Annotated in this window: 10 protein-coding genes; 6 read left to right on the top strand and 4 right to left on the bottom strand. The window is 58.1% G+C overall.

What is annotated here, in order from left to right:
• The 3 genes from ORG26_RS13830 to ORG26_RS13820 all read right to left on the bottom strand — a co-directional run bounded on the left by ORG26_RS13830 (position 1) and on the right by ORG26_RS13820 (position 4116).
• A complete protein-coding gene (locus ORG26_RS13830; RefSeq protein WP_266362711.1) occupies positions 1-1008 on the bottom strand; it encodes a hypothetical protein in 1008 nt (335 codons plus the stop codon).
• Between the two features lie 74 nt (positions 1009-1082).
• On the bottom strand, positions 1083-1784 hold the full coding sequence (locus ORG26_RS13825; protein WP_266362709.1) for a hypothetical protein: 702 nt from the start codon (positions 1782-1784) through the stop codon (positions 1083-1085).
• A 124-nt stretch (positions 1785-1908) separates the two neighbouring features.
• Positions 1909-4116: a bifunctional alpha,alpha-trehalose-phosphate synthase (UDP-forming)/trehalose-phosphatase gene (locus ORG26_RS13820; protein ID WP_266362707.1), complete on the bottom strand. Its 2208-nt coding sequence runs from the start codon at positions 4114-4116 to the stop codon at positions 1909-1911.
• Between the two features lie 117 nt (positions 4117-4233).
• Here ORG26_RS13820 and treF point away from each other — a divergent pair, with 117 nt between their 5' ends.
• The 5 genes from treF to ORG26_RS13795 all read left to right on the top strand — a co-directional run bounded on the left by treF (position 4234) and on the right by ORG26_RS13795 (position 10341).
• The gene (gene treF / locus ORG26_RS13815) at positions 4234-5748 is read left to right on the top strand and encodes an alpha,alpha-trehalase TreF (RefSeq protein ID WP_266362705.1); all 1515 of its coding nucleotides are present in this window, start codon (positions 4234-4236) and stop codon (positions 5746-5748) included.
• A 188-nt stretch (positions 5749-5936) separates the two neighbouring features.
• Entirely contained in the window at positions 5937-7418 is a 1482-nt protein-coding gene (locus ORG26_RS13810; protein ID WP_266362703.1) for a xylulokinase, read from the top strand.
• A 101-nt stretch (positions 7419-7519) separates the two neighbouring features.
• The gene (locus tag ORG26_RS13805; RefSeq protein WP_266362701.1) at positions 7520-8440 is read left to right on the top strand and encodes an Rpn family recombination-promoting nuclease/putative transposase; all 921 of its coding nucleotides are present in this window, start codon (positions 7520-7522) and stop codon (positions 8438-8440) included.
• Positions 8441-8498: 58 nt separating this feature from the next.
• A complete protein-coding gene (xylA, locus tag ORG26_RS13800) occupies positions 8499-9839 on the top strand; it encodes a xylose isomerase (protein ID WP_266362699.1) in 1341 nt (446 codons plus the stop codon).
• A 58-nt stretch (positions 9840-9897) separates the two neighbouring features.
• The gene (locus tag ORG26_RS13795) at positions 9898-10341 is read left to right on the top strand and encodes a nuclear transport factor 2 family protein (RefSeq protein ID WP_266362697.1); all 444 of its coding nucleotides are present in this window, start codon (positions 9898-9900) and stop codon (positions 10339-10341) included.
• A gap of 91 nt (positions 10342-10432) precedes the next feature.
• Here the strand turns inward: ORG26_RS13795 and ORG26_RS13790 are convergent, their stop codons facing one another.
• Positions 10433-11257, bottom strand: a complete 825-nt coding sequence (locus ORG26_RS13790) for an enoyl-CoA hydratase-related protein (RefSeq protein ID WP_266362695.1) — start codon at positions 11255-11257, stop codon at positions 10433-10435.
• Between the two features lie 105 nt (positions 11258-11362).
• Here ORG26_RS13790 and ORG26_RS13785 point away from each other — a divergent pair, with 105 nt between their 5' ends.
• Positions 11363-12466 carry a T9SS type A sorting domain-containing protein gene (locus tag ORG26_RS13785; RefSeq protein WP_266362693.1) on the top strand — a complete coding sequence of 368 codons (1104 nt, stop codon included), beginning with the start codon at positions 11363-11365 and terminating at the stop codon, positions 12464-12466.
• The last annotated feature ends 109 nt before the right edge of the window (positions 12467-12575 follow it).

Genomic DNA, 12575 nt, shown 5'->3' with positions numbered 1-12575 from the left:
TTAAGGCTGGTACACTTCGTTGCCGATCTGCCGCGGCCCGGTTTTTTCGGCGGGCGGATTTCCTTTCAGGTTAAAGATATTGGGCATTTTCCGGACGTCGTAGGTTTGGCCGTACACATACCGCAGGGAAATGCCAAAGCCCCAGCCGCTGCCGTCGCTGCCAATGACGGCCCGCTGCGGCTCGCCGCGGTTGACGCTGTAGGAAAGGCTGGTCGTGATGGCGTTGCTGAAACCCCAGTTCTTCCGCAGGAAAACGCTGATTTCGGCATGGCCGCCGAGCCGGATGGCGTATTCGGCCGAAAGCTCGGCCAGGGCCGTCCATTGCCGACTTGTCTGGGTCTGGGTCGTCAGCCGGAGGGTATCGGGAGCCGTTCGGGAGCCGCGGGGAATGAAGCCCCGGAAGCCCATCTGGTTCACCGTTTCTCCGTTGCCCGGAATGGCCCAGAGTCCCGCACCGACCCAGAAACCGGAGCGGTTGGCCGGACCCAGCCGGTTCGTGTTTTCGGCGGGTCGGCCGGTGAAGAGCAGGCGCCGTTTGCCTCGCAGCACGAGTCCGTTGCCCGCGTTCTTGAATTCGAACCGGAGCGGACTGCGGCCGTTGCTGATTTGCAGGGTATTGTGAATGGGCACCTGGCTGTAGCCCATTTCCAGCGCCCACCGTTCGCGGCTCACCCATCCGACGGTAACGCCCCAGTTCAGGGCCGTTGCGGGTTCCGTGCTGACCAGCCCGTTGAAGGTTTCGGTGATCTGGCTACGGTCGGTTCGCACGAGTCCTTCGGCCCCCAGGTACCAGCGGCTTTTGGTGTACGTATCGCCGTAACGGGCCATGATGCGGTCCCAGCTCACTTTGCGGGACGGATGTGCCCGCGTGCCGGAATAGTCCGCATCCGGATTCAGACGTGTGGGCTGTCCGGGCTTTGGGGTGGGTTTGTAATAATCCTCAATGCTTTGAGCACGGCCCGAAGCAGCCACCAACAGAAAAAGCAAGGCAGTGTAAAGTCGTTTCATAGGCATCGAAAAGGAATACAAACGTCTGATTCACAATACGCGCCCTACCCTGACTGCGTTGCGCCCATTCTGAATCAGTCCTGCAACTGCAAGATAGAAATACTGTGCTTTGGTTCGTCAGCAAACGGCTTAAGTTTCAGCAAAAAGAGTCCGGTGATGAGGCCAAGCAGCCCGCCGCCCGCCAAACCGCCGACGATTCCGGAAACGACAATCTGCCAGGCGGGCGTCTGCGCATCCGGCCAGGAGGCGGCCAGGTAGATGCAGCTCAGGGCAACGGCCCAGCCCAGGGCATTGGCCACCACCCAGCGGGCAGCCTGCGGCGTGTGCCGGCGCAGTTCAAACCACTGGAACCAGCCGAATACGGCTCCCAGAAAAAGCCCCGCTCCCGCCGTCAGCGAAAAGAACAGCAGCGGCGAATCCGACGGGTCGGCGGCGGGCCCGGAGGCCGAATCGCCGGAAATCAGCGTTGAAGGCATCATCCCGAGCAGCCAGCCCAGCACGGCCACCGCGAGGGTAAGCCGAAGCCAGCGGCCGCGATTCAGGCCCGGGAACAAATCAGTCAGCACCCGGCTCTGGAACCAGCCCAGCAGCGAACCTTCCACCGCCCCGGCGACCAGCATCAGGAGGAGAAAGGCGATGCGCTCGGGCCAGGAGACGGCTTCGCCGAAAGCGGTCAGGTAACCAACGGCGATGAGGCCCGCAGCCCCGATGCCCAGCAGCTCGCCGGCGGCACAATTCAGAGCCCAGCGGCGGAGAAAATGAGAAGGCGTTTTCATGATGAATCGGATTGGAACGGGGCAAAACTGGCACCCAGCCGCTCGTTCCACCATGATTTAGTGAAGGTTATCGGGGTAACAATGGTCAGTTGCCCGTTCATCGGCGGCTCCGACGAGCGGACGCCTAACCGGGCTGACGTTCGATCTGTTCGCCAAATCCCTGCAGCAGTTCCAGCACCTCGGCGACGCCATTGACCCGGTATTTCGCCGCTGTACTGCCCCGCCCGACCTTCACGGTATGCTGGTTTTTCAACGTCAGGGCGCAGAACATATCCTCGTCGGTGCGGTCGTCGCCCAGGGCCAGGACAAAGTCGTAGGGTTGCGCCAGCGTCAGTTGCCGGGCCACTTTGCCCTTGTCGGTCTCGATACTTTTGATTTCGACCACCTTGTTGCCGTCCAGAACCCGCAGTTTTTCGGGCAGCAGGTTATCCATCGTGAAAATGAGTTCGCGGGAACGCAGAAAACCTGTTTCTTCCCGGGTGTTGCGGTAGTGCCAGGCCAGCGAATGGCTTTTTTCCTCCACAAACGCCCCCGGACAACGACTGACGAATTCCTGCAAAAACGGCCTGACGAGGTCTTTCCACGAGCCGTCGTCCAGCACGCCGCTGCGCCAGATGCCTTTCTGCTTGAGATACGCTCCGTGCTCGGCAACCATGTCTACCGGCAGGTGTCCAAACCAGCCGTCGAGCGTCTGGCTGTCGCGCCCGCTGATGAGCACCACCTTGTTTCCCGGCTGCGCAGCCAGTTGGGCCACTACCCGGACCGTCTCGGCCGAAGGCGCGGCCATTTCGGGGCGCGGCACAAAATTGACCAGCGTCCCGTCGTAGTCCAGCAGAATCAGCCGGGCCTGGGCCTGCCGGTACGTCTGCCGCAACTCCGCCAGCACGCTGTCTTTCAGGGAACGAACCGGGTTTTTGCGGACGGCCTCCTGCATGGTCAGCAGGGCTTTGAGGAACTCGTTGGCCCAGCGTTTCACGTCGTAATCGGCCAGCCGGGTCTGCATGGTCGTCATGCGCTCGCGCTGTTCTTCCGCACTCATTTCGAGGGCGATTTTCATCTTTTCCCCGATTTCGGCTTCGTCGAGCGGGTTGATGAGCAGGGCCTCGGTCAGTTCGGTCGCCGCCCCGGTCATGTCGCTCAGCACCAGCACGCCCTGCCGGTCGCGGCGGGACGCCACAAACTCCTTGGCCACCAGATTCATTCCGTCGCGGATGGGCGTAATCAGGGCCACGTCGCAGGCGGTGTACAGCGCGTTCAGTTCCGCATTGGTGACCGAACCGTACTGGTAGACAATCGGGCGCCAGGTCAGCGAGCCGTATTTTCCGTTGATGCGGCCCACAGCCTGTTCGATCAGCTGCTTCCGCTCCCCGTATTTGGAAATTTCATCCCGCGAGGGTACGACGACGAGAATAAATACAATTTTGTCGGTGTACTCCGGATAATGCGCCAGAAACCATTCCAGCGCGTCGAGCCGCTGCATGACGCCTTTGGTATAGTCCAGCCGGTCGACCGAAAAAATAATCTGCTTGCCCTCGTAGGCCGATTTCAGGTTTTGCCGCTCGGCCACCACGTCTTCGCGGTCGAAAGCATCGTTGAAAAGCGCATAATTGATCCCGACCGGAAAAACGCCCGTCTGCACCGTCCGCTGCTGGTAGGTGAGCTTCCAGACCTTCTGCTGCACGCCCAGCGCCAGCTGCACCGATTGCAGAAAATGAATGTTGTAGTCCGTGGTGTGAAAGCCCACCAGATCGGCCCCAAGCATCCCCGTCAGCAGATACTCCCGGCAGACGTCCGGCACGATCCGGACCAGTTCGTAGGACGGAAACGGAATGTGCAGAAAGAAGCCAATGGTCGCCTCCGGATGCTGTTCGCGCAGCAGGCGCGGCAGTCCCATGAAGTGATAATCGTGCACCCAGACCACGTCGTCGGGCTGTATCAGCTCGCCAAGGGTGGCCGCCACGGCTTCATTCGCCTTTTTGTAGGCCGTAAAATACCGCTCTTCGTATTCCACATACGTTGTGAAATAATGAAAAAGCGGCCAGAGCACCGAGTTGGCAAAGCCGTTATAGAAGTCGGCATTCACTTTTTTATCGAGAAAAACCGGGACATATTCAAAATCATCGTTGACCAGATGTTTGTACTTTTCCCAGGTCCGGCGCGGAAAGTCCGCACAGCCAACCCAGACCGGCTTCTGCGGCGAATCGCTTAAATCGAGCGATTTCATGGCCGTTACCAGACCGCCGGCCGAGGGCTTCATGGTCATGGTACCGTTCTCGTTTTTGAAGGAAAACGGCAAACGGTAAGATATGATAACGAGGCGGTTGTCTTTCATCTTAAATCTTTATCGGTGTGTCGGGAGTTAAAAAGAGTTGATACACAGAATTTATGGTATTCGATAAACTCTGCCTATCAACTCTACTTAGTTAACCCCAAAAAAGAGAAGCTGTTAATGAAGTTTCTGCAAAATCCGCTTTCTCCCGACACGCAGTTCGGCGTCCTTTTTCATGATGTGCAGATGCAGGCCATTTTTGAGGATTCGAAGACCTTTGCCGACTGTCTTCCGACCACCGATCCCGAGGAAATCATGATCCGGTATGAGTCGGAGAAACTGCGGGACGATTTCCGGCTCGACAAATTTATTCAGGCGCATTTCCGCAGGCCGCCCCTCATCAGCACGGAGCACGACAGCCAGCACCGCCTGCCCACCGCCGAACACATCAGCCGCATGTGGCCCAAGCTGACCCGGAACACCGAGCCGAACAGTTCGCTGCTGCCGGTGCCGTATCCCTACATCGTGCCGGGCGGCCGTTTCCGGGAGTTGTACTACTGGGACAGCTATTTTACGATGCTGGGCCTGCGAATCGACGGACAGATGGACCTGGTGCGGGGCATGATCGAAAATTTTGCCCACCTCATCGACACCTACGGCCACATTCCCAATGCCAACCGCACTTACTTTCTCGACCGGGCCCAGCCGCCCTTTTTTGCCCTGATGCTCCGGCTGCTGGCCGCGGAGGACGGCCCCGCGGTTCTGATTCGCTACCTGCCGCATCTGCACAAGGAGTATATGTTCTGGATGGACGGCTCTTTTCGCCTCGACGAATCCGAACCGGCTTACCGACGGGTGGTGCTGGTCCCGGATTTCTGCACGCTGAACCGCTACTGGGACGACACGCCCGCGCCCCGGCCCGAGTCGTACCGCGAAGACGTGGATCTGGTGCACGAGGCCATCGCCCTGGGCTATGCCCCCGAGTCGGTGTATCGCCATGTGCGGGCGGCCTGCGAATCGGGCTGGGATTTTTCAAGCCGCTGGATGAGCGACGCCCGGACCTTTGCCAAAACCAAGACCTGCCACATTCTGCCCGTTGACCTGAACTGCCTGCTGTACGTCATGGAGCAAACCATGGCCGATGCTTACCGGGGCGCCGGTGAGCCCAAAGCGGCCGACCTCTACGACCGCCGCGCCGAAAACCGCGCCCACGCCATCCGGGAACTGTTCTGGAGCGAGCGAGCCGGGTTTTTCATGGACCTTCAGAGCCGGAGTCGGCTGGATACGGGGATTTTCTCGCTGGCGGGGCTGTTTCCGCTCTACGTCGGCATCGCCACGCCCGGCCAGGCCGAACGGGTTCACGAAAAAGTGGTCAATGAGTTTTTACAGCCCGGCGGCGTGCTTACCAGCCTGCACCAGACCGGGCAGCAGTGGGACTCGCCCAACGGCTGGGCTCCCCTGCAGTGGATTGCCTACCGCAGCCTGACGGATTACGGCTTTATCGAAACGGCCCGTCTGATTCGTGAACGCTGGCTGGCCCTCAACGACCGGGTTTTTCAGAATACCGGCAAATTGATGGAGAAATACAATGTCGTGGACACCCACCTGGACGCTGGCGGCGGCGAATATCCCAACCAGGACGGGTTTGGCTGGACCAACGGGGTTTATTTGGCGTTGAAGGCTGAAGAAGCGTAATTTGCAGATGTAAGTTGGGAGTTAGGTATGAGGAATAAGGTTTGAGGTATAAGGTGTGAGGTATGAGGCGGCTCCGCCCGACAGCTAAAGATCAGGCAGAGCTACCTCACCCCTCCTACCTCCTGCCTAACACCTCCTACCTCATACCTTATACCCTCATACCTAATACCTCATACCTCATACCTTCTATGTTTCTTCTTGGATTTGACTTAGGCAGTTCTTCCGTTAAAGCGTGTCTTCTGAATGCCGAAACGGGCACTGCCGTGGCTTCTGCGTTTTTTCCCGAAACCGAAATGGCCATCGAGGCCCCGCAGCCGGGCTTCGCCGAACAACAGCCCCAACTCTGGTGGCAGAACGCCTGCCGGGCGTCCAAAGCCGTGATGCAGCAGGCCGGCGTCCAGCCCGCCGACGTGAAAGCCATCGGTATTTCGTACCAGATGCACGGCCTGGTAGTGGTCGACAAAGCGTTCAACGTCCTCCGCCCGTCGATCATCTGGTGCGACAGCCGCGCCGTTCCGTACGGCGAAAAGGCGTTCCTCAGCATTGGGAAAGACAGGAGCCTGAACCACCTGCTCAATTCACCGGGCAATTTTACCGCGGCCAAACTGGCCTGGGTGAAAGCCAACGAACCGGGCGTTTACGCCGAAATCGACAAGTTCATGCTGCCGGGCGATTATCTGGCCGCCCGCATGACCGGCGACACCTGCACCACGCCCTCGGGCCTTTCGGAAGGCATTTTCTGGGACTTTCTGGAAGCCCGCCCGGCCGAATTCCTGATGCAGTATTTCGGATTCGACACCTCGCTGATTCCCACCATCAAGCCCACCTTCGCCGAACAGGGCCGCCTGACCGCATCGGCGGCGGCCGAACTTGGTCTGGCCGAAGGAACGCCGGTCACCTACCGCGCCGGCGACCAGCCCAACAACGCCCTGTCGCTGAACGTGATGGAGCCGGGCGAAATTGCCGCCACCGCCGGAACCTCGGGCGTAGTTTACGGCGTCAGCGCCGAAGCCAAACCGGACCCGCAATCGCGTGTGAATACGTTCCTGCACGTAAGCCATACGGCCGAAGCCCCGCGCTACGGCGTCCTGCTCTGCGTCAACGGAACGGGCATTCTGAACAGCTGGCTCCGCAACCACCTCCTGCGGGGCGGCGTTTCGTACGGCGAAATGAATGAGATTGCCGCCCACGCGCCGGTCGGAGCCGACGGACTGGTCTGTCTGCCGTTTGGCAACGGGGCCGAACGGGTGCTGGAGAACCAGGATCTGGGAGCTTCGTTCCAGGGTCTGCAGCTGACACGCCACGGCCTGCCGCACCTCGTCCGGTCGGCGCAGGAAGGCATCGTCTTCGCGCTGTATTACGGCATTCAGGTGATGGAGAGCGTGGGCGTGGGTCTGAAAACCATCCGGGCCGGGGAGGCCAACATGTTCCTGAGCCCGCTGTTCCGGGACACTTTTGCCAACCTGACGGGAGCCGTAATCCAGTTGTACAATACCGACGGCGCGCAGGGGGCTGCCCGGGGTGCCGGGCTGGGTCTCGGCCTGTTCAAAACCCGCGAGGAGGCGTTCCACGGCCTTAAGGTCGTCCGGACGATTGAGCCGGATATGCGAGCGCAGGAAGGCTATCGCGAGGCTTACGGACGATGGCTGACGGCGCTGGAAGCGAAATAAAAAGCCGGCAAAGGCGCAGGGACCTTCTTCGCTGCGCCTTTGCCTCAAGGCGTGAATCCTCAGTACGTGAGAAAATGTATTTTTGTGCAAACGCTGTATTTATGAAAGCGAAATACATCAATCCGTTCACCGACTTTGGATTCAAGAAGTTATTTGGCGAAGAGGTCAACAAAGACCTGTTGATTGACTTCCTGAACGGATTATTACCGCAAAAGCACCGCATCAAAGATCTGACGTACAAGCGCACGGAAAATCTGGGCGCTACGGAGATTGACCGCAAAGCCATTTTTGACATTTACTGCGAAAGCGAAAACGGCGACCGGTTCATTGTAGAACTCCAGAAGGCCAAGCAGAATTTCTTCAAAGACCGGGCGGTGTTCTACTCCACCTTCCCCATTCGGGAACAGGCCGAGCGCGGCGAATGGACGTTCGAACTGGCGGCGGTCTACTGCGTCGGGATTCTGGATTTTGTCTTTGACGACGGCAGCCGAAACCCCCACAAGTACGTTGAACGGGTACAGCTTCGCAACGAGGACTGTGCTGTTTTTTACGATAAACTGACGTTCATTTTTATCGAAATGCCCAAGTTCAATAAGACCGAAGAGGAACTGGAATCGCATTTCGATAAGTGGCTGTACTTTATCAAAAACCTCGAAAACTTCGATCACATTCCGCAACGGCTGCGTGACCGTATTTTCGAGAAAGCCTTTCAGTCGGCCGAGATCGCCCGCTTCAACCCGGCTCAGATCGACGCCTATGAACAATCACTGAAATATTACCGGGACATGAAAAACGTAATCGACACCGCCGAGGAAGAGGGCTTCGAACGAGGTTTGGAACGCGGCATGCAGCAGGGGCTGCAACAGGGGCTGCAACAGGGGCTGCAACAGGGCCTCCAGCAGGGCGAGCTTCAGGCACGGCTGGACATTGCCCGCAACGCGCTTGCGCAGGGGTTGCCGATGGAGACAATCAGGGCACTCACCGGACTCAGCGTTCAGCAGTTGGCCGAACTCAAGAATTAACCCGCCAATAGGTGATAACTTTTCCCGAATCTACTTTACCACAAAAACAACGTTAGTGATGCCACAACTCAACCTGACCCTTGGCGACAAGGAGTACTTCCCGTTTGTCAAAGACAAGATTACCTACGAAGGCCGCGAGTCGGACAATCCGCTGGCGTTTAAGTGGTACGATGAGAATCGTCTGATTCTGGGCAAGCCCATGAAAGACCTCTTCCGCTTTGCCGTTGCCTACTGGCATACCTTCTGCGGTACCGGAGCGGACCCCTTCGGGCCGGGCGTCAAGCATTTTCCGTGGGACCAGCATTCGGACGCGATGGGGGCCGCTTACCAGAAAATGGACGCCGCCTTTGAGTTTATCACCAAAATGAACATGGGCTTTTACTGCTTCCACGACGTGGATGTAGCGCCCGAAGGCGGGTCGAACGCCGAATTTGAAGCCAACTTCCGCAAGATTGTCGATTACGCGAAGCAGAAGCAGCAGGCCAGCGGCGTGCAGCTGCTGTGGGGCACGGCCAACCTCTTCTCGCACGAGCGGTACATGAACGGGGCCGCCACCAACCCGGACTTTCACGTGCTGGCGCATGCGGGCTGGCAGGTGAAAAACGCCATCGACGCCACCATCGAACTCGGCGGCTCGGGCTACACCTTCTGGGGAGGTCGCGAAGGGTACATGTCGCTGCTGAACACGAACATGAAGCGCGAACAGGAACACCTCGGCCGCTTCCTTCAAATGGCCCGCGACTACGCCCGCCAGCAGGGCTTCAAAGGGTCGTTCTACATCGAGCCGAAACCGATGGAACCGACCAAGCACCAGTACGATTTTGACGCGGCAACGGTCATCGGCTTCCTCAACAAGTTCGGTTTGCAGAACGATTTTGAACTGAACCTGGAGACCAACCACGCGACGCTGGCCAACCACACTTTCGCGCACGAACTGCAGGTAGCCGCCGACAACAACATGCTCGGCAGCATCGACGCCAACCGCGGCGATTACCAGAACGGCTGGGATACCGACCAGTTCCCGATCGACGTGTACGAACTGACCGAGGCCATGCTGATTATTCTGGAAGCGGGTGGCTTCAAATCCGGCGGGGTTAACTTCGACGCCAAAACCCGGCGGAATTCGACCGACCTGGAGGACATCTTCATTGCCCACATCGGCGGGATGGATGCGTTCGCCCGCTCAGCCATGGTGGCCGAGGCCATTCTGAACAAATCCCGCTACAAACAGCTGCGCGCCGACCGCTATGCCAGCTACGACAACGGCACCGGCGCCGCCTTCGAACGGGGCGAACTGAAGTTTGAAGACCTGCGCGAATTTGCCCAGCAAAACGGAGAGCCGAAACAGACCAGCGGCAAGCAGGAACTCTACGAAATGATTATCAATCAATATATTTGATCGGAGTATTGGGCTGTAAGGAAGAAATTACTTTCTTACAGCCTGTCCTTTCTCATTTATGAAAAAAATACTTGTCCTCCTAAGCCTGATCGCCTCTCCTGCCCTCGCCCAAACAGGTGAACAAACCGCCGTCCGCGCCACCATCGACCGCATGTTCGACGGCATGCGAAAGATTGACACCGTCCAGTTCAGGTCGGTTTTTGCACCGGGGGCTACCCTGCGCAGCATCGGAAAAAACAAGGAAGGCATCACGGGTGTCCAGATCACGCCCATCCCGGCCTTCATCGCCGCGATTGGCAAGCAGAAACCCGGCGCACTCGACGAACGCCTTGGCGGTTACGACATCAAAATCGACGGTGATATGGCCGTCGCCTGGACGCCCTACAGCTTCTTCCTCAACGGCAAGCAAAGCCACTGCGGCGTTAACTCCTTCACGCTCGTCAAACTCAGCAACGAGTGGAAAATCCTTTCCATCATCGACACCCGAAGAGTCTGCCAATAAGAGTTAAGAATTATGGGTTATGAGTTAAGAATTGACTTTGCGGTCTAGGCATTTAGTCTTGATGTATAATTTTTAACTCATAATTCTTAATTCATAACTCATAACTATTCCATCTGGGTTTTCGCTTCTCCACGAATGCCGCCATGCCCTCCCGGGCGTCGGCGGTTTGCTGGATTTGCTGAAACTGCTCAAACAGATAAGCCTGCTGCCGGTCCGGTGGCAGGCTTTTTACTTGCTGGTAGGCCCGTAAGCCAAACTGAAGGGCGGTGGGCGAGTATTGCTTTAGTTCTTCCGTCAACTGCACAACGGCCCCGTCCAGGTTATCGGCGGGCAGCACTTCCGTGACCAGTCCGAGCCGAAGAGCTTCCGGGGCGGTCAGGGTACGGGCGCGAAGGCAGAGGTCCAGCACGGCCCGGGCGGGCATGATTTCCAGCAAACTGGCCATCACCTGAAACGGAAAAAGGCCGCGTTTCACTTCCGGCAGGCTGAACGTAGCCGTCTCGGACGCCAGCACGTACTGGCAGCCGCCCACCAGCAGAAATCCGCCCGCGTAGACCGGCCCCTGCACCCGGGCGATACAGGGTTTGTGCAGTGCGGCCAGCAGTTCCGCCAGCCGGACCGGCCCCGAGGGTTCGGGCACCGTTGCAGTCTCCGCCTCCCCGGTCGAGAGGCTTTTCAGGTCCATACCGGCGCAGAACGTATCGCCTTCGGCCGCCAGCACGACCATCCAAACCTCTTTTTCGTAATGCGCGTAAGCCATCGCAAACGCGAGTTCGTGGAGCAGGACCGGGTTCAGGGCGTTCTTTTTTTCGGGGCGGTTGAGCGTGAGCGTCAGGACATGTTCCCGGAGGCTGGTTTTGAGATAGCGCAGGGTGTGTGACGGAAATGAGGCCGTCTGGTCTGAAGTGTAGAGCATGGGGTGGCTTTTTACCGGATTGGCTACAAGAAAGAGCTTTTTGTCCATTTGAAAAAGGAGCCTCACCGCCCCGCTCACTCCGTACGCTTGTATTTCATTTGCATCATGACTCGTTTTTTCGGCCTTGTTTTTTGCTGGCTGGTTACCAGTTCGGCTTTTGCCACACATTTGCTGGGCGGCTACATTCAGGCCCGTCGGCTGACGAACACTTCGCTTACCTATGAATTTTCGGTCGTTCTATTTATGGACGAGCGCGGCGGCAAGATGGCCAGTCAGCAGCAGGAAGTTATTGATTTCTGTTATGGCGACGGCACACCGCCTGTCCCTGTTTCCCGAAGCGAACGGCAGTTTCCCTTCACGGATATTTCGGTGAACACGTATCGCACTATATATACCTATCCGTCGGCGGCACCCCGGACGGCTTCGGTCCTTCTGACCTATCGCCCCTTGGGCGCGCGCAACCTGCTGGCGTCTACGGATCAGGTGCTGTTTTACCTGGAGACCACCATTTATCCCGAAGCAGTGAATACAACCCCGGCATTTGCCCTGCCTGATAACGTGCTGCAACTCCCGCTGAATCGACCCGCCGTACTGCCCCTTGCGACTCGCGACGCAGAGGGCGACAGTGTGGTGTATTCGCTGACCCGTCCGCGGCTGAGCGAGTGCGGATTTGCGTCTACGTCTCTGCCGGGCTACACGTACCCCAATGCCGTTGAGCAGAAAGGAACCCTCCGCATCGACCCGCGCCGGGGTGTGCTGAGCTGGAACTCACCAACGTCGGTTGGGTATTACCTGCTCGAAGTCAAGGCGGAAGAATGGCGCAAGGGCCGCAAAATCAGCGAAACGTACCTTGACCTTACCGTCGCCACGCGCGATCTGCCCGGCCAGCCCGCGGCAGTTCTTCCGCCCTACGAACCCGTGCAGGAAGCCCCTGACAATAAATTTGAACTGACGGGCGAGGATTTAATTGTGACCGTCTATCCGGTACCCGTTCAGGGCACGCTCAACGTTCTGCTCCGGTCTGCGAAACCGGTTAAAACCCAGCTCCATCTTCTGAACGGCCAGGGCGAACTTCTGGGAGAGTTTTATCCATCCAACTCCGTGCAGGAGCGGTGGGAAATCAATACGCGGCCTCTGCCCGCCGGGGTTTACCTGTTGCGGCTGCAGACGCCCGAAAAAACGTACGTTCAAAAGTTTACAAAGCCGTAAGGGAACCGGCCCGGTGCCTGCCTTTAGGTAAATCCTACTGAAAAAACAGACTTTTCCCGTATTAAAAACCGCCAGTCGCCGTTATGGCAGCGTGAATGGGTCAATCCTT

Source organism: Tellurirhabdus rosea (genome assembly GCF_026278345.1).
Classification (GTDB): domain Bacteria; phylum Bacteroidota; class Bacteroidia; order Cytophagales; family Spirosomataceae; genus Tellurirhabdus; species Tellurirhabdus rosea.
The sequence above is the reverse complement of the archived record's forward strand: the minus strand, read 5'-3'. Positions and strand labels throughout refer to the sequence as shown.